General features: G+C 69.7%; 18 protein-coding genes. 14 read left to right on the top strand and 4 right to left on the bottom strand.

Going from position 1 to position 15783, the window contains the following annotated elements; translation table 11 throughout:
- Positions 1–10 precede the first annotated feature (10 nt).
- From EOD42_RS05465 to EOD42_RS05455, 3 genes are all read left to right on the top strand, one after another.
- A complete protein-coding gene (locus EOD42_RS05465; RefSeq protein WP_127786429.1) occupies positions 11–313 on the top strand; it encodes an accessory factor UbiK family protein in 303 nt (100 codons plus the stop codon).
- 235 nt (positions 314–548) lie between these two features.
- Entirely contained in the window at positions 549–1055 is a 507-nt protein-coding gene (locus tag EOD42_RS05460; RefSeq protein ID WP_127786428.1) for a type III secretion system chaperone family protein, read from the top strand.
- A gap of 9 nt (positions 1056–1064) precedes the next feature.
- Entirely contained in the window at positions 1065–1790 is a 726-nt protein-coding gene (locus EOD42_RS05455) for an SOS response-associated peptidase (protein ID WP_127786427.1), read from the top strand.
- A 10-nt stretch (positions 1791–1800) separates the two neighbouring features.
- Here the strand turns inward: EOD42_RS05455 and EOD42_RS05450 are convergent, their stop codons facing one another.
- Together EOD42_RS05450 and EOD42_RS05445 are read right to left on the bottom strand one after the other, a co-directional pair.
- The gene (locus EOD42_RS05450) at positions 1801–2748 is read right to left on the bottom strand and encodes a hypothetical protein (RefSeq protein WP_127786426.1); all 948 of its coding nucleotides are present in this window, start codon (positions 2746–2748) and stop codon (positions 1801–1803) included.
- Positions 2749–2795: 47 nt separating this feature from the next.
- Positions 2796–3251, bottom strand: coding sequence for a hypothetical protein (locus EOD42_RS05445; protein WP_164867797.1), 456 nt, complete (start codon positions 3249–3251; stop codon positions 2796–2798).
- Between the two features lie 176 nt (positions 3252–3427).
- Between EOD42_RS05445 and EOD42_RS05440 the strand changes: the two genes are divergently transcribed.
- The 5 genes from EOD42_RS05440 (at position 3428) to EOD42_RS05420 (ending at position 8116) form a co-directional block, all read left to right on the top strand.
- Positions 3428–4570: an ATP phosphoribosyltransferase regulatory subunit gene (locus tag EOD42_RS05440; RefSeq protein WP_127786424.1), complete on the top strand. Its 1143-nt coding sequence runs from the start codon at positions 3428–3430 to the stop codon at positions 4568–4570.
- A 5-nt stretch (positions 4571–4575) separates the two neighbouring features.
- Positions 4576–5865 (top strand): adenylosuccinate synthase, encoded by a 1290-nt coding sequence (locus tag EOD42_RS05435; protein WP_127786423.1) that lies wholly within the window; start codon positions 4576–4578, stop codon positions 5863–5865.
- Positions 5866–5930: 65 nt separating this feature from the next.
- Positions 5931–6659, top strand: a complete 729-nt coding sequence (locus EOD42_RS05430) for a Crp/Fnr family transcriptional regulator (protein WP_164867796.1) — start codon at positions 5931–5933, stop codon at positions 6657–6659.
- A gap of 159 nt (positions 6660–6818) precedes the next feature.
- On the top strand, positions 6819–7772 hold the full coding sequence (locus tag EOD42_RS05425) for an NAD(P)H-dependent flavin oxidoreductase (RefSeq protein WP_127786421.1): 954 nt from the start codon (positions 6819–6821) through the stop codon (positions 7770–7772).
- A 110-nt stretch (positions 7773–7882) separates the two neighbouring features.
- The gene (locus EOD42_RS05420; RefSeq protein WP_127786420.1) at positions 7883–8116 is read left to right on the top strand and encodes a hypothetical protein; all 234 of its coding nucleotides are present in this window, start codon (positions 7883–7885) and stop codon (positions 8114–8116) included.
- A gap of 12 nt (positions 8117–8128) precedes the next feature.
- Here EOD42_RS05420 and EOD42_RS05415 read toward each other — a convergent pair whose 3' ends face one another.
- Positions 8129–9703: an ABC transporter substrate-binding protein gene (locus EOD42_RS05415; RefSeq protein WP_127786419.1), complete on the bottom strand. Its 1575-nt coding sequence runs from the start codon at positions 9701–9703 to the stop codon at positions 8129–8131.
- Between the two features lie 104 nt (positions 9704–9807).
- Between EOD42_RS05415 and EOD42_RS05410 the strand changes: the two genes are divergently transcribed.
- The 6 genes from EOD42_RS05410 to EOD42_RS05385 are packed head-to-tail and all read left to right on the top strand — an operon-like array spanning position 9808 to position 15449.
- Complete coding sequence (locus EOD42_RS05410; RefSeq protein ID WP_127786418.1) at positions 9808–10257, top strand: DNA polymerase III subunit chi; 450 nt, start codon at positions 9808–9810, stop codon at positions 10255–10257.
- A 46-nt stretch (positions 10258–10303) separates the two neighbouring features.
- The gene (locus EOD42_RS05405; RefSeq protein WP_127786417.1) at positions 10304–11596 is read left to right on the top strand and encodes a DUF1800 domain-containing protein; all 1293 of its coding nucleotides are present in this window, start codon (positions 10304–10306) and stop codon (positions 11594–11596) included.
- Positions 11593–12774: a DUF1501 domain-containing protein gene (locus tag EOD42_RS05400; protein WP_127786416.1), complete on the top strand. Its 1182-nt coding sequence runs from the start codon at positions 11593–11595 to the stop codon at positions 12772–12774. The genes EOD42_RS05405 and EOD42_RS05400 overlap by 4 nt, the downstream gene beginning before the upstream one ends.
- 26 nt (positions 12775–12800) lie before the next feature.
- Positions 12801–13943: a GNAT family N-acetyltransferase gene (locus EOD42_RS05395; RefSeq protein ID WP_127786415.1), complete on the top strand. Its 1143-nt coding sequence runs from the start codon at positions 12801–12803 to the stop codon at positions 13941–13943.
- Positions 13940–14809 carry a DMT family transporter gene (locus tag EOD42_RS05390; RefSeq protein WP_240654909.1) on the top strand — a complete coding sequence of 290 codons (870 nt, stop codon included), beginning with the start codon at positions 13940–13942 and terminating at the stop codon, positions 14807–14809. The genes EOD42_RS05395 and EOD42_RS05390 overlap by 4 nt, the downstream gene beginning before the upstream one ends.
- Before the next feature lie 10 nt (positions 14810–14819).
- Complete coding sequence (locus tag EOD42_RS05385; RefSeq protein WP_127786414.1) at positions 14820–15449, top strand: histidine phosphatase family protein; 630 nt, start codon at positions 14820–14822, stop codon at positions 15447–15449.
- 4 nt (positions 15450–15453) lie between these two features.
- Here the strand turns inward: EOD42_RS05385 and EOD42_RS05380 are convergent, their stop codons facing one another.
- Positions 15454–15741, bottom strand: coding sequence for a putative quinol monooxygenase (locus EOD42_RS05380; RefSeq protein WP_127786413.1), 288 nt, complete (start codon positions 15739–15741; stop codon positions 15454–15456).
- Between the last annotated feature and the right edge of the window lie 42 nt (positions 15742–15783).

The following is a 15783-nucleotide window of genomic DNA, read 5'->3' as shown; positions in this document are numbered from 1 at the left end:
GGAGGGCAGCATGGGTCCGTTGCGAGAGCGTCTGCAGGCATTGAAGGGCGAAGGCTCGCGGCTGGATGACATGGCCGGCGTGGCCGGCGGCGCGTTCAGCGTGCTGGCCGGGCTGAAGGCGGAGGCCGAGGCGCTTGCCAAGTCCCGCGCCGATGCCTTCGCCCAGAAGATGGAGCTGGTGCGGCGCGAGGAGTTCGACGCCGCCATGGAACTGGCCCGCCGCGCGCGTGAGGCGGCCGAGGCGCTGGAGGAGCGGGTGGCGAAGCTGGAAGCCCGGCTGACCGCGCTGGAAGGCCCCCCCGCCAAGGATTGAGCGGCGCCCGCCACCAGCATGGCGCGCATCCCCCCGCCACGCCGCAACCGCGCGTGGCAATACGGGGCGAATCATCCACAGAAGCATCTTAATCCGCCTCTTGCGGCGCGGGATTCGGGCTGCGTAGGCTACCCCTAGTGGTGTCGGGCACTGAATCACCCCAATCCCTGGGCAGGGGGGCCCATGGGTCGAGTTGGGGGAGGTGGGTCGGCGCCGCCGAAATGGGGGCGATACCATGTCGGGCATGCTGGCACTGGAAAGCGAAAGCCACGCGACCAACCCGTTGGACGTGCTGGAACAGATCCTGGGCGCCAATGAGTGGGTCTGCGAGCGCCCATCAGAGCGTGAGATGGTCGCCGAAGCCCCCGGGAAATGGTGCGACTACGCCATGTTCTTCTCCTGGGCGCCGGAAATGTCGGCCATGCACTTCTCCTGCGCCTTCGACATGAAGGTGCCGCAGAACCGCCGCGCCCCGCTGTTCGAGCTGCTGTCTCTGGCGAATGAGAAGCTGTGGATCGGTCATTTCGGGCTGGAAAGCGAGGAAGGCGTGCCGGTCTATCGCCATGCCGTGCTGCTGCGCGGCGCCCCGGGCGCCAGCGCGGAAAGCCTGGAGGACCTGGTCGACATCGCGCTGAACGAGTGCGAGCGCTTCTTCCCCGCCTTCCAGTTCGTGCTGTGGGGCGGCAAGCCGCCGAAGGAGGCGCTGGAAGCCGCGATGCTGGATTGCGTGGGCGAGGCCTGAACCCTTTCGATGTGCGGTCGTTACCAGCTGAAGCGTGAGCCGGGGGCGCTGGCCGATTATTTCGAGGCCGTGTCCCTGGTGCCCAATTTTCCGCCCAGCTGGAACATCGCCCCCACCCAGGATGCCCCGGTGCTGCGCCTGAACCCGCAGACGGGCGAGCGGCAGCTGAACATGCTGCGCTGGGGCCTGGTGCCCCATTGGGCCAAGGACGCCGAGGGCGCGGCCCGGCTGATGAACGCCCGCAGCGACGGCATCGCCGACAAGCCAAGCTTCCGCGAGGCCTTCCGCAAGCGCCGCTGCCTGGTGCCGATGGACGGATTCTATGAATGGCAGGCGGAAGGCCAGGGCGGCGGCAAATCCCGCCAGGCCTTCGCCGTGGCGCTGCGCGATGGCTCGCCCATGGCCGTCGCCGGGCTGTGGGAGGGGTGGAAACGCCCCGATGGCGAGTGGCTGCGCACCTTCACCATCATTACCGTTGAGTCAGCCGGGCGGCAGGCGCAGATCCACCCGCGCATGCCCGCCATCCTGCCGCCGGAGCTGTGGGACGCCTGGCTGGGCGCGGAACCGGCCGAGCCGGATGAGCTGCTGGGCCTGCTGGAACCCTGCCCGGATGAGGAACTGGCCTTCTGGCCCATCAGCGCCCGGGTGGGGAAGTTCAGTGAGAACGACCCGGGGCTGCTGGCGCGCGTGGCCGCCGATGTGCCGGCGGCCTTGAATGATGAGCCGGTGATGTAGCGCCCTGGGTTTATCCGGTCATCGCGCTCCGCAGTGCCTGCGTGACATTCAATGAGGCCGGAAGCTGAGTGTTGGTGTGATGCCACGCAAAGGGCACCAGAATATCGGCCGGGATGGAAGGGCGGGAATTGAGGCCGCCGAACCAGTCCAGGGCACCCATGATGTCGATCACGTCGCGGAACTCATGCGGCATGGCAACCCGGGCGCTGATGGTGACGATCCGGCTTTGCTCCGCGAGAACGCGCAGCCGTGCCCGGTCTGAATGCTGCATTTCATATAGTGCCTCGGACAACACCAGATTGCCCTTGGAATGGCCGGTTAACAGATCAAACCGAAAGGCAGCGTCGCTCAGCAACGCGGTCACGGTACGCGTGTCGCGGCTTTCACGCACCGGGGCGGGCACGCTGGCGTCAGTCATCGCCAGCGCGGCTTCAGCTTTATGGTTGGCCTCCGTCAACAGGTCGATGGGCTCGAACGCATGGCGGATGCCGTTGAGGGCGCCGAACCAGAAGAATCCGCCCACGGCCTCGGTCAGCAGATCCGCCATGCCGTAACCCGATACGACGGCCGCCACATGCCAGCCGGTGGCATCGGCGACGTTACGGGCAAATGCGGCGGCACCCAGGGCAGAGCTGCCCACGCCCGCCACGGCAAGCGCACGCACGTGCGGGCCATGGATTGCAGTGTAGTCGGCGATGGTGGGGCACAGGATGAGGTCACCGCCGCCGGTCGGCGGCACCACGAGGATGGCGCCTTCGGCGGCCAGCCAGGGCGCGATGGCCTTGGCCTCCGCGGTGCTGACGCAAGACACGTCGTAAAAGACGCCGTCCAGGAACGCGTTGCGTTGCCGCCAGCCTTCCAGCACGGCGGCGCGGATCGGCGCCTTCGCGGCATGCGGGGCGAACGTGGACGCACGGCTCGCTTGAGTGGCCGCAAGCGTCAGCAGGGTGGATTGCATCGGGCTCCTCCGTTCTTCGATGAAAGGGGCGCCCGGTGCTGGTCGGCTTAGCCCCCGCTGAGCCGGAACCCGCGACCCGACCCGCCGCGCCAAAGCTCGGAGGAGACGAAGCCGGCGGCCTCGGACACGCGGGCCAGGCGGGGCATGTCGGTCAGGCGCTGGATCACGCCGTAGCGGCAATCGGAGAGATAGGTCTCGGCACGGGCGGTGCTGCCTTCGCGCAGGGCGGTGGCGGCGGCGCGCAGATTGGCCTCCGCGACCTCACCCGGCACACTGGCGGGCATGCCGATCTGGCGCCGCATCTCCAGCCGCGCCATGCGCAGGGCATGCAGCGTGCCGAAATCGGCGGTGATGGACACGCGCGGGTCGTTCTCGAAGCTGCGCGTCAGGAATTCCAGCTGTGCCGCCGCCAGGGCCGCCCCCGCGGGGTCACCATGCCAGCGGCTGGTGTCGCCCAGAAGGCGCTCCGCATTCACGGCGGCGCCGCGCAATGGGTCGCCCACGCCCATCATGTAGCCGCCGCCCGATGGGTCGTTCGTGCATGCGGCAAGGGGGCCCAGCGCAAGGCTGAATGCAACGGCGAGGAGGGCGCGGCGTTTTGGCATGTTCAAAACGTAGCACGGCAATTCGCCGGGGTGTGTTTCCATCTTTGTAATGCTGTGCGAAACCGCCTCATGCGATGACCGAAGAACAGCCAAACCCAGCCCTGCTGCCTGCAGGGCTGGCAGATCTGCTGCCGCCCGATGCGGAACGCGAGGCCGCATTGGTCGAGGCGCTCATGGGCGTCTTTGCCACGCATGGCTATGACCGCGTGAAGCCGCCCCTGCTGGAATTCGAGGATTCCCTGCTGGCGGGCAGCGGCGCGGCCGTGGCCGAACAGACATTCCGCCTGATGGACCCCGTCAGCCAGCGCATGATGGGCCTGCGGGCCGACACCACCCCCCAGGTGGCGCGGATTGCCGCCACCAGGCTGGGCGGGGTGCCGCGCCCGCTGCGGCTTTCCTATGCCGGACAGGCACTTCGCGTGCGCGGGACGGAGCTGGCGCCGGAGCGCCAGACCGCCCAGGCCGGCATCGAGGTGATCGGCGGCATGGCCCCGGAAGCGGACGCGGAAGTCGCGGTCGTGACGGCCGAGGCGCTGGCCGCCGTGGGCGTCTCCGGCTTCTCGCTGGACGTGACCCTGCCCACCATGACCCCCGCCCTGCTGGATGCGGCGGGTCTTTCCGGCACCGAAGCCAACCGCCTGGCCCGCGCGCTGGACCGCAAGGACGCCGCCGCCGTGGCGTCGCTGGCCGCCGGGCGCGGCCCCGTGGCCGCCCTGCTGCCGGGGTTGCTGGAGGCCGCGGGCCCCGCCGACCGCGCGCTGGCCGCGCTGGCCGCCGCCGATCTGCCCCCCGGCCCGCGCGCGATCGCGGAGAACGCGGCCGCCGTGGTGCGTGCCATCCAGGCCGCCGCCCCCACCCTGCGCGTCACGCTGGACCCGCTGGAGTTCCGGGGCTTCCAGTACCATGTGGGCGTGGCCTTCACCGTCTATGGCCCCGGCCGCAGCGGAGAGCTGGCGCGCGGCGGGCGGTATCTGTCGCAGGCCGATGAGCCGGCGACGGGCATGACGCTGTACCCCGACGCGGTGCGCCGCGCGGCCGCTCCCGCGCCCCGGCGCGCGCGGGTCTTCATTCCCCTGGGCGGCGACCGTGCCGCCGCCGCGCGCCTGCGCGGCCAGGGTTACGCCACCGTGGCGGCTCTATCCGCCACAGACACCCCGCAGGCCTTGGCCTGCACCCACATCCTGCGCGGTGAAGAAGCCGCGCCCATCCAGGAGTAACACCCATGGCCAATGTGGCTGTCATCGGCGCCCAGTGGGGCGACGAGGGCAAGGGAAAGGTCGTCGACTGGCTTGCCAGCCGTGCGGATATCGTCGTGCGCTTCCAGGGTGGGCACAATGCCGGCCACACGCTGGTCGTGGACAACACCACCTATAAGCTGTCGCTGCTGCCCTCCGGCGTGGTGCGCGGCAAGCTGGGGCTGATCGGCAACGGCGTGGTGCTGGACCCCGAGGCGCTGTTCAGCGAGATCGAGAAGGTGCGCGCCCAGGGCCTCGACGTGGGGCCCCACAACCTGCGCATCGCGGAAAACACCCCGCTGATCCTGCCGCTGCACCCCGCGCTGGACCGTGCGCGTGAGGCCGCGCGCGGCCAGGACAAGATCGGCACCACCGGCCGCGGCATCGGCCCCGCCTATGAGGACAAGGTGGGTCGCCGCTCCATCCGCGTCTGCGACCTGGCGGAGCCCGAGACCCTTTCCTTCAAGCTGGATGAGCTGCTGCTGCACCACAATTCCCTGCTGAAGGGGCTGGGTGCCGAGCCGTTCGAGAAGCAGCCGCTGCTGGACCGCCTGCTGGAGCTGGCGCCGAAGCTGCTGCCCTATGCCACCCCGGTGTGGGAGGTGCTGGAGCAGGCCCGCCGCGACGGCAAGCGCGTGCTGTTCGAGGGCGCGCAGGCCGTGATGCTCGACGTCGACCACGGCACCTACCCGTATGTGACCAGCAGCAACACGGTCGCCGGCAACGCGGCGGCGGGTGCGGGCGTGGGTCCGGGTTCCATCGGCCTCGTGCTGGGTATCGCCAAGGCCTATTCCACCCGCGTGGGTTCCGGCCCCTTCCCCAGCGAGCTGCACGACGACATCGGCAAGAGGCTCGGCGAGCGCGGCCATGAGTTCGGCACCGTGACCGGCCGGCCGCGCCGCTGTGGCTGGTTCGACGCCGCGATGGTGCGCCAGGCCGTGAAGATCGGCGGCGTGGACGGCATCGTGCTGACCAAGCTGGACGTGCTGGATGGGCTGGACGAGCTGAAGATCTGTGTCGGCTACAAGCTGAACGGCCAGGTGGTGAAGCACCTGCCGCCCGCCATGAAGGCGCAGATCGCCTGCGAGCCGGTGTTCGAGACGCTGAAGGGCTGGCCCGGCTCCACCCGCGGCGCGCGTTCCTATGCGGAACTGCCGGCCGAGGCGGTGAAGTATGTGCGCCGCATCGAGGAGCTGGTGGAGGCGCCGGTGATGATGCTCAGCACCTCACCCGACCGCGATGACACCATCGCGCTGAAGGACCCGTTCGCGGGCTGACGACACGGCTGGGGGAAACCTTTCCCGGATCGATCCGTTCTCGATCCATGATGCAAGGTTCCCCCATGCTCCCCTGCGAGGCCTGTCCGCTTCGCTCCCTGCCCGATATCCGGGACTTCACGCCGGACCAGCTGGCCTGGATCTCGCGGCAGAAGCGCACGGAACTGCGCCATGCCGCCGGCGAGACGATCATCCCCGAGGGCTCGAAGGACGAGCGGTTCTACACGCTGCTGCGCGGCTGGGCCTTTCGCTACAAGAGCCTGCCCGACGGCCGCCGGCAGATCCTGAACATCCTGCTGCCCGGTGACCTGGTGGGGCTGCAGGCGGAGCTGATGGGCGCCTCTCCGCACGGGATCGAGGCGCTGACGGACGTATCCCTGTGCGGCTTCCGCCGCGACATGATGTGGGAGCTGTTCCGCGACCACCCGCCCATGGCGCTGGACCTGACCTGGCTGGCCGCCCACGGCGAACGCCTGACCGATGACGTGCTGATGAGCGTGGGCCAGCGCAGCGGGCTGGAACGCATGGCGATGCTGCTGGTGCACATCTTTCGCCGCGCCGTTTCCAGCGGGTTGAAGCGCGCGGACGGCGCGGTGCCCTTTCCTCTGACGCAGCAGCACATCGCGGATGTGCTGGGCCTGTCGGCCGTGCACACCAACCGGGTGCTGCAGGTGCTGCGCAAGCAGGGGCTGATCACGCTGAAGGAAGGCGCGCTGGCGATCGGGGATGTGCGGGCGCTGCGGCGGGTGGCGGAATATTGGGAACAGCCGGCGCCGGCGAGGCCGATCCTGTAGGGATTCTTCTTTTTCTGTAGAAAAAGAAGCAAAAAGACTTTTGTATTATTACGAGCCAGCTGGTTCGTTCTATTATCAAAAATTTTTTGGTTCTTTTTTATAAAAAAGAACATTGTTTCTATGCTACACGGCACCCCCTATTTGGAGGAAGCGCCGCGCATGCGCACACGCGTCACTGATTTGCTGGGCATCCGGCACCCCATCATCCAGGGCGGCCTGGCCCGGGTGGCCTATGCGGAGCTCGCGGCCGCCGTCTCCAACGCCGGGGGCTGCGGGCAGATCAACACCGCGACCTTCGAGGACGCGGAGGCGCTGCGCGCCGAGATCCACCGCTGCCGCGCCCTGACGCCGCATCCGTTCGGGGTGAACTTCCCGCTCGGCCGGCGGGACATCACGGCGATGCTGGATGTCTGCCTGGAGGAGAAGGTGCCGGTCATCGCCTTCACCGCCGGCAACCCGGCACCCTGGCTTCGCCGCTGCGAAGGCCATGGCGTGCGCACCCTGGTTCTGATCGCAGGCCCGGAACTGGCGAAGAAGGCCGAGGCGGCCGGGGCCGACATGGTGGCGACCGTGGGCTTCGAGGGCGGCGGCCATATCGGCCGCGGCGACGAGACGACGCTGGTGATGGTGCCGCGCGTGGTGGCGGCGGTGAAAATCCCGGTGCTGGCCAGCGGCGGCATCGCGGACGGGCGCGGCATGCTGGCGGCGCTGGCCCTGGGCGCCGAGGGCGTGGAAATGGGCACGCGCTTCGTCGCGACCCATGAGGCACGCGCGCATGACGCCTACAAGCAGGCGCTGGCGGCCTCGCTGCCGGATGACACCACGCTGATCAAGCGCAGCATCGGCCAGCCGGGGCGGGCGTTGAACTCCAGCTATGTGCGGATGATCCTGGAGCGCGAGGCCGCCGGGACGCCGAAGGAGGAGCTGCTGCCGCTGATCTCCGGCGCCGCCAATGCGCGCGGCGTGGAAGGCGGCGAGCTGGATGATTCCTATGTCTGGGCCGGGCAATGCGTGGGGCTGATCCATGAGGTGCTGCCGGCCGGCGAGGTGGTGCGGCGCATGATGGAGGAGGCCGAGGCGGGGCTCGCGAGACTGAACGCTTTCAATAGATAACGTCTATCGAAAACATAAATATCATCGCATTTTGTCTATGATCAGGCGCGGATAAAACTGTCTTCAGAGAGGAAGCCAAGCCGGCTTCCACCGAGAAAGGAGACAGTGACATGCGCAAGATGATGATCGTGACCCTGGCCCTGGCCGCGGTGGTGAGCATGGGCGGCGCGGCCGAGGCCCGGAACGTGACGGTGAGCGGCCAGAACTGGATCATGGGCCAGAACCTGGCGATGAACGACCCGAACACGGGCGCCACCACCACCACCTTCGCCCAGGAACGCGCCCGCCGGCAGGCCATCCAGCAGAGCATGGGGCAGCGGGCGATGCGGGGCGGGCGGCGCTGAGGCCGCCCGGGACTACGCCGGCCTGAACTCCATCGCCCGCGTCGTTTCCCAGATGCGGGGCGCATAGCTCACATGGCTGCGGGTGGCCCAGACGTTCACCTGATGATGCAGCGGAATGGTCGCGACATCGCGCATGATGCCGATGCGGATGGCTTCCTTGTACAGTTCCGCGCGCTCGGTCGGGTCGATGGTGGCCAGGGCACGTTCGATGATCGCGTCGGTCTCGGGGTTGGAATAGTGGCTGGCGCGGCGGGTGGTGCCCCAGCCGCGCTCGGGCATCTGCGTCGCCACCTGGTTGATCAGCGTGGTGTTCGGTTCAGCGGTGTTGGAGGACCAGCCGGTGAGCGCGATGCTGTTCTCGTCGCGCGGGGTGCGCGGGAAGAACACGCTGCTGGGCATGGCGTTCACTGCGGTGCGGATGCCCACGCGCGTCCACATCTGCGCCAGTGCCTGGGCGATCTCGGCATCGTTCACATAGCGGTCGTTGGGCGCGTGCAGGGTGATGGCGAAGCCTTCGGGCAGGCCCGCCTCGGCCAGCAGGCGGCGGGACAGGGCGGGGTCGAAGGCCGGCACCGGGATGGTGGGGTCGTAGCCCATGCCGCCCTCGGGCACGAACTGGCCGGTGGGGCGGGCGAAGCCCTCCATCAGCTGGCGGGCGATGCCCTCGCGGTTGATGGCGTGGGTGATGGCGCGGCGCACGCGCACGTCGCGCAGCGGGTTCGGGATGGGGTTGCCGCGCAGGTCCGTCACGAAGGGGCTGCGTTCGCGCGCCACGTCCAGATACAGATAGATCAGCCGCTGGCCGACCTTGGTCTGCACCGTGATACCGGGCACCTGGCGCATGGCGGCCACGTCGCGGGTCGGCACGTTGTCGATCGCGTCCAGGTCGCCGGCGCGCAGGGCCGCCACGCGGCCGCTGTCGTTCGGGATCATGCGGTACACCACGCGCGACCAGGGCTGCACGCCGCCCCAATAGGCGGGGTTGGCGTCGAACAGCGCACGGTCGCCGGGGGTGAAGCTGACATATTTATAGGGGCCGGTGCCCACCGCCGCGCGGCCGGAATTGTAGTCGCGGGTGTCCATGCCCTCGCCATGCTTGCGGCTGACGATGACGAAGGAGGACAGCATGCGCGGCACCAGCGGCACGGGGGCCGCGGTGCGGATGTGCAGGGTCAGCGGGTCCGGCGTCGTCACATTGGTCAGCGGGCGGATGTACTGGCCCATGCTGGCCGGGCTGTTGGGCACGTTGGGCGCGCGCTGGAAGGTGAACAGCACGTCGTCCGCGGTGAAGGGGGAACCATCGTGCCACGTCACGTTCGGGCGCAGCTTGATCTCCCACAGGGTGGGCTCCAGCGCCTGCCAGCTGGTCGCCAGGCACGGGATGGGGATGCCGTCCGCATCGGTGGTGATCAATGGCTCAAAGATATGCTGCGTCAGGGCGTGGTTGGGCGAGAGGTCGTGGTAGTGCGGGTCCATCGAGGAGAAGGCGCCCCCGATACCGATGGTGAGCGTTCGCCCCTGGGCCTCCGCCCGGCGGGTGAGGAGGGGGGCCGCCAGCGGCGTGGCGATCAGGGCGCGTCTCTGCATGGGTGCGATGGTGGCGCGGCGCCGGGGCTGCGCGCCATGGGAAAATCGATGTAGGAAACGGGGTGGGCGGCAGCGGCTGCCCAATTCCCAGGCATGAAGGGCGCATGGCGGAGATCGGCTTCTACCACCTGACGCGCAGCAGCCCCGAGCAGGCGCTGCCGAAGCTGCTGGGCCGGGTGCTGTCCCTGCCGGGGCGCGCGGTGCTGCTGTGCGCCAGCGAGGAACGGCTTCAGCACATCGACAGCACCTTGTGGCTGAGCCAGGACCCGGACTGGCTGCCGCACGGCACGCCCGCCACCGGCAATGCCGATCTGCAGCCCATCTGGATCACGACCGAGGATGCGCCGGCGCCCAACGGGGCGCGCCACCTGTTCCTGATGGAAGGCGCCGAAAGCGCGCATCTGGCTGAATATGACCGCGTGTTCGACCTGTTCGACGGCAATGACGAGGGCGCGGTGCAGGCCGCCCGCAACCGCTGGCGGGCGGGCAAGGCGGCGGGGCATACGCTGGCCTATTGGCAGCAGGGGCCGAAGGGCTGGGAGAAGAAGGCCTGAACACTATTTTACGTTCGCCCCCGGCGAGCGGTGATAGTGTCGGCCCATGGCATCGCGTTCCCACATCGCAGCCATCCGGTTCGGTCTCGGGCCCCGCGCGGGCGAAGCCCTGCCCGACACCCCGGAAACCTGGCTGCTCGCCCAGATCCGCCCGCCGCTGGCCCAGCCCGGCCTGCCGTTGCGCGTCTGCATGGATTCCATGCGGCTGGGCGGGCGTGCCCGGCTGGAAGGCGGGCTGGACCCCGGCCAGCTGATGCGCGCGGAGGCCCTGGCCTGCACCGCGGAGGCAGTCGCCAGCGACGCGCCCTTCGCCGAGCGGCTGGCGCAGTTCTGGCTGAACCACTTCACCGTCAGCCGCGGGCGGGGCCAGACCACGGCGCTGATCGGCCATTTCATGCGCGAGGCGATCCGCCCGCATATCTTCGGCCGGTTCGAGGACATGCTGCTGGCGGTGGTGCGCCACCCGGCCATGATCCTCTACCTGGACAACCAGAACTCCATCGGGCCCGACAGCCCGGCGGGGCAACGCCGGCGGGGCGGCGGGCTGAACGAGAACCTGGCGCGGGAGGTGCTGGAACTGCACACCCTGTCGCCGCGCGGCGGCTATGCGCAGGCCGACGTGACGGAATTCGCCAAGGTGCTGACGGGCTGGTCGATCGGGCGCAATCCCAATGAGCCCGAGGGCTTCATGTTCCGCCCCTTCACACATCAGCCGGGCGACAAGACCCTGCTGGGCCAGACCATCCCCGAGGGCGAGGAAGGCGGCATCGCCGCCCTGCGCATGCTGGCGAACCAGCCGGCCTGCCATCGCTTCCTGGCGGAAAAGCTGGTGCGGCATTTCGTGGGGGATGACCCGCCGCCCCGCGCGGTGGCGCGTATCCGGGCTGTATTCGGCCGCACGGGCGGCGATCTGGCCGCCGTGTCGCGCGCCCTGGTGGAATTGCCGGAGGCCTGGGCACAACCCCTGTCAAAGCTGCGCACGCCCTGGGATTTCGTGATGGCGGCGCTGCGCGCGACGGGGGCCGATATCTCGGCCGTGCCCAATGCGGTCTTTGCGATGGAGCTGCTGGGCCAGCCGATCTGGTCAGCCGGCATGCCCAACGGCTACCCGGATGATGCCGCCAGCTGGGCCGTGCCGGAACAGCTGATGCGCCGGGTGGATTGGGCACAGGCCCCGGCCGGCCAGGCGGTGACGCGCGGGCTGCAGCCGGTGCCGGTGGCGGAAACCGTGCTCGGCCCCCTGCTGGGGGCGGAAAGTGCCGCCGCGATCCGCCGCGCGCCTTCGGCACGGGAGGCGATGCTGCTGCTGCTGAGCTGCCCGGAGTTCCAGCGCCGATGAGACATCTTCCCTCGATCTCCCGCCGGGCGACGCTGCTCGGCCTGTCGGGCGCCATGCTGTTCGGCCGCACGCGGCTGGCCGTGGCGGAAGTGCCTGGTGACGCCAGGCTGGTGGTCGTGATCCTGCGCGGGGCGCTGGACGGGCTGTATGCCGTGCAGCCCTATGGCGACGCGGCATTGCGCGAGCTGCGCGCGCCGCTGGTGCTGCCGGAGCCGGGGCAGGAAGGCGGCTTGCTGGACCTGGGCGGGCATTTCGGCCTGCACCCGGCCATGCCGAAATTCGCCGCGATGTATGCGGCGAACCAGGCGATGGTGCTGCATGCGGTGGCCGGCGCCACCCGCAGCCGCAGCCATTTCGACGCGCAGGACAGTCTGGAGAGCGGGGCGGACCATCGCCTGTCCTCCGGCTGGTTGAACCGCGCGCTGGAGGCGATGCCAGAGGCGGGGCGCGCGCGGCGTGGCCTGGCGCTCGGAACCGATGTGCCGCTGCTGATCCGCGGCAGCGTGCCGGTGGGCGCCCATGCGCTGCGCGGCGCCCGCCCGCCCGGATCGGAGCTGCTGGCCACGCTGGCCCGGCTGAACGCGGCCGACCCGGTGCTGGGCCCGGCCTTTAACGAGGGTCTGCGCGCGCGCGGCTTCTCGGCCGAGGTGCTGGGCGGGCTGGAGCCACCGCCTCGCGGCGCCAACGGCTTCGCGGCACTGGCCGAGGCGGGCGGGCGCCTGCTGGCCAGCGCCGACGGCCCCCGCGTGGCCGCGATGGAACTCGGCGGGTGGGATACCCATCTGGCGCAGCCCAACCTGCTGCCGCCGCGCCTGGCCGAGCTGGACAACGGGTTGGAAACACTGCGCCAGGGGCTGGGCGACGCGTGGCCGCATACCGCCGTGCTGGTGGTGACGGAGTTCGGCCGCACCGTGCGGGTGAACGGCACCAACGGCACCGACCATGGCACCGGCACCGTGGCGCTGCTGGCCGGCGGTGCCGTGCGGGGCGGGCGGGTGCTGGCCAATTGGCCGGGGCTGACCGATCTGTTCGAGAACCGCGACCTGGCCCCCACCCGCGACCTGCGCGCCGTGGCCAAGGCGCTGCTGGCGCAGCACCTGAAGCTGCCGGACGAGGCAGTGGCCAAGGCCTTTCCGGGCAGCGAGGCCATTCGGCCGGAAGGCGGGCTGTTGCGGTAACGGGGTCGCGCGCTCATCTTCGACGGATGGCCGCGCCCGAATTCACCCTCAGCCTGCATCAGCATATCGGGGACATCCCGGCGGAGGAGTGGAACGGTCTGGCGGGGGGCAACCCCTTCGTGCGGCATGAGTTCCTGGCGGCGCTGGAAGATAGCGGCAGCGTGGGCCGGCGCACCGGCTGGCTGCCGCAGCACGCCGCCCTGCGCGACGAGGCGGGCCGGCTGGTGGCGGCCGCGCCGGTCTATGCCAAGGGGCACTCCTACGGCGAATACGTGTTCGACCATGGCTGGGCCCAGGCCTTCGAGCGCGCGGGCGGGGATTATTATCCCAAGCTGCAGGTGGCCTCGCCATTCAGCCCCGTGCCCGGGCCGCGCCTGCTGACCGCACCCGACGTGCCGCACGCCCTGCCCGCCCTGGCGCAGGGGCTGACGGATGCGATGGAGAAGATCGGCTGTTCCTCGGTCCACGTCACCTTCTGCACCGAGGCCGAGCAGGAGGCGCTGGCGGCGCAGGGCTGGCTGCCGCGCCTGGGCACGCAGTTCCATTGGGCGAATCCCGGCTATGCCAGTTTCGAGGACGCGCTGGCGCCCATGGCCAGCCGCAAGCGCAAGCAGATCAAGCGCGAGCGGCGGGATGCGCAGTCGGCGGGCCTCGAGTTCCGCGCGCTGCGCGGGCCCGAGATCACGCCCGCCTTGTGGAAGGCGTTCCATGGCTTCTATCGCGCGACGGTCGATAAGCGCTGGGGCACCGCCTATCTGCAATCCGGCTTCTGGCCGCTGCTGGGTGAGCGGCTGGGCGATGCGGTGGTGCTGATGGTGGCGTTCCGGGGCACGGAGCCCGTCGCCGCCGCGCTGAACCTGCTGGGGCCGGATGCGCTGCATGGCCGCAACTGGGGTGCCTCGGAGGAGGTGCCCTTCCTGCATTTCGAATTGTGCTATTATCAGGCCATGGACTTCGCCATCGCGCAGAACGTCCCGCGCGTGGAGGCCGGCGCGCAGGGAGAGCACAAGATCCAGCGCGGCTACATGCCGGTGCCGACCTATTCCGCGCATGCCATCGCGCATACCGGGCTGCGGCGCGCCGTGGCGCAGTTCCTGGACCAGGAACGCCCCGCCATCCTGCTGCACATGCGGGAGCTGGCGGAACTGTCCCCCTTCAAGGCCGAGTGACCGCCTATCTGCAACTGGCGCTGGCCATGGCGCTGGTGGGCGCCAATGTCGGCGTGGCGAAGCTGCTGAGCGAGGCGCTGCCGATCGCGCTGATCGCGCATCTGCGCTGCGTGCTGGCCTTCGTGGTGCTGTTTCCGCTGGCGCGGTCGATCGAGGGATTTCCGCGGCCGTCCCGCGCCGTGCTGGGCAACCTGTTCTGGCAGGCAGTGTTCGGCACCGCGATCTACAATGCCGGGCTGCTGGCCGGGCTGCGGCTGACCAGCGCGCTGGAGGGGGGCATGGTGCTGGCCACCCTGCCGGCCGTGGTCGCGATGGGCAGCTTCCTGTGGCTGCGGGAGAAGCTGAGCGCGCGGCAATGGGTGGCGGCCGGGCTGGCGGGGCTCGGCATGGCCGCGATCACGCTGGCCAGGCTGGGCGATGCCGGGGGCGTGGGCAGCCTGCTGGGCAATGCGCTGATCTTCGTGGGCGTGGTGGGTGAGGCCGTCTATGTGCTGCTGGCCAAGCGCGTGGCGGGCCAGGCGGGGGTGTATACGGCCAGCTTCTGGATGCAGCTGTTCTCGGCGGCGGTGCTGCTGCCGTTCGCGGCGCCGGATTACGGGGCGGTGGCGAAGCTGGCGGACCCCGGGCTGGGCGGGCTGCTGGTGTTCCATAGCCTGACGGCGAGCGTGGCCTGCCTGGTGCTGTGGTACCGCGGGCTGCGGCGGGTGCCGGCGGGGGTGGCGGGGGTGTTCACCGCGCTGCTGCCGGCCAGTGCGGCGGTGACGGCGGTGGCGGTGCTGGGGGAGCGGTTCTCAGCCGTGCATGTGGTGGGGTTTGCGTTGATGGGGGTGAGTGTGGTGCTGGCGACCTGGCCGAAGAGGGGATAGACACCCCCCCATGCCGGTCACCCGTTTCTTCCTCATCCGCCACGCCATCGTCACCCCTGCCGCACGCGCCGTGCTCTATGGCAGCATGGACGTGGCGCTCTGCGACATCGCGATGGCAGAGGAAGCCGCGCTGTATCGCTGGCTTGCCTATCGGCTGCCGCAGGGCGCGCATTGGGTCACCAGCACCCTGACCCGCACCCAGGCCACCGCCGAAGGCATCTTCGCCGCCGGCTACCCCCGCACCCCCCTGGTGCGTGAGGAAGACCTGGTCGAGCAGCATCTGGGCGACTGGCAGGGCATCACGCATGAGGAGCTGGTGGAGCGCCTGACCGAGCCCGCGCACCCCTTCTGGCCCCATGGCGCCGGTGAGCGCCCGCCGGGCGGCGAGGCGTTTTCCGATGTCGTGGAACGTGTCGGCCCCGTGCTGGACGGGCTGGCCGACAGCCACCCGGACCAGGATGTGGTGATCGTGGCCCATGGCGGGTCCATCCGCGCGGCACTGGCGCATGCCACCGGCATGACGGCGCATCAGGCGCTGCAGTTCAGCATCAAGAACCTGGGCCTGACGCGGCTGGAACGGCATGACGGCGACTGGCGCGTCGCCGCCGTCAACGAGGAACCCTGGACGCCCCCGGCCTGAGGCCCTAGCCCACGTCCACCACCGTGAAGCGCGGCGCATCCGTGCCGTGTTCCAGCGCGACGTCGATCATCGCCACCGTGTGGTCGGCCTCCTGATGGGCCTGGGCCGACATCCGGTCTTTCCAGCGGCCGACGCTGCACATCAGGTCCACATCGGTGGAGGAATACATCACATCGAAGGCCAGGCACCCCGCCTCCTGCCTGGTCGCAGCCTCGAAGGCCGGCACGCTGGCCATGATTTCCTGACGCTTAGTCGGCTTCAGCCGCAACTCAACCAATACCAGAACTGGCATGAACCGCCCTTTTTCGTCACTTCGCGGTTGCGTAACGGGCCG

The organism is Rhodovarius crocodyli (assembly GCF_004005855.1).
Lineage (GTDB): Bacteria > Pseudomonadota > Alphaproteobacteria > Acetobacterales > Acetobacteraceae > Rhodovarius > Rhodovarius crocodyli.
The sequence above is the reverse complement of the archived record's forward strand: the minus strand, read 5'-3'. Positions and strand labels throughout refer to the sequence as shown.

Coding starts and splice junctions, on each gene's coding strand:
- EOD42_RS05440 (WP_127786424.1), top strand. CDS start 3,428: ATGACCGAAGAACAGCCAAACCCAGCCCTGCTGCCTGCAGGGCTGGCA.
- EOD42_RS05395 (WP_127786415.1), top strand. CDS start 12,801: ATGGCCGCGCCCGAATTCACCCTCAGCCTGCATCAGCATATCGGGGAC.
- EOD42_RS05385 (WP_127786414.1), top strand. CDS start 14,820: ATGCCGGTCACCCGTTTCTTCCTCATCCGCCACGCCATCGTCACCCCT.
- EOD42_RS05460 (WP_127786428.1), top strand. CDS start 549: ATGTCGGGCATGCTGGCACTGGAAAGCGAAAGCCACGCGACCAACCCG.
- EOD42_RS05450 (WP_127786426.1), bottom strand. CDS start 2,748: ATGCAATCCACCCTGCTGACGCTTGCGGCCACTCAAGCGAGCCGTGCG.
- EOD42_RS05420 (WP_127786420.1), top strand. CDS start 7,883: ATGCGCAAGATGATGATCGTGACCCTGGCCCTGGCCGCGGTGGTGAGC.
- EOD42_RS05415 (WP_127786419.1), bottom strand. CDS start 9,703: ATGCAGAGACGCGCCCTGATCGCCACGCCGCTGGCGGCCCCCCTCCTC.
- EOD42_RS05380 (WP_127786413.1), bottom strand. CDS start 15,741: ATGCCAGTTCTGGTATTGGTTGAGTTGCGGCTGAAGCCGACTAAGCGT.
- EOD42_RS05465 (WP_127786429.1), top strand. CDS start 11: ATGGGTCCGTTGCGAGAGCGTCTGCAGGCATTGAAGGGCGAAGGCTCG.
- EOD42_RS05410 (WP_127786418.1), top strand. CDS start 9,808: ATGGCGGAGATCGGCTTCTACCACCTGACGCGCAGCAGCCCCGAGCAG.
- EOD42_RS05425 (WP_127786421.1), top strand. CDS start 6,819: ATGCGCACACGCGTCACTGATTTGCTGGGCATCCGGCACCCCATCATC.
- EOD42_RS05405 (WP_127786417.1), top strand. CDS start 10,304: ATGGCATCGCGTTCCCACATCGCAGCCATCCGGTTCGGTCTCGGGCCC.
- EOD42_RS05455 (WP_127786427.1), top strand. CDS start 1,065: ATGTGCGGTCGTTACCAGCTGAAGCGTGAGCCGGGGGCGCTGGCCGAT.
- EOD42_RS05430 (WP_164867796.1), top strand. CDS start 5,931: ATGCTCCCCTGCGAGGCCTGTCCGCTTCGCTCCCTGCCCGATATCCGG.
- EOD42_RS05400 (WP_127786416.1), top strand. CDS start 11,593: ATGAGACATCTTCCCTCGATCTCCCGCCGGGCGACGCTGCTCGGCCTG.
- EOD42_RS05435 (WP_127786423.1), top strand. CDS start 4,576: ATGGCCAATGTGGCTGTCATCGGCGCCCAGTGGGGCGACGAGGGCAAG.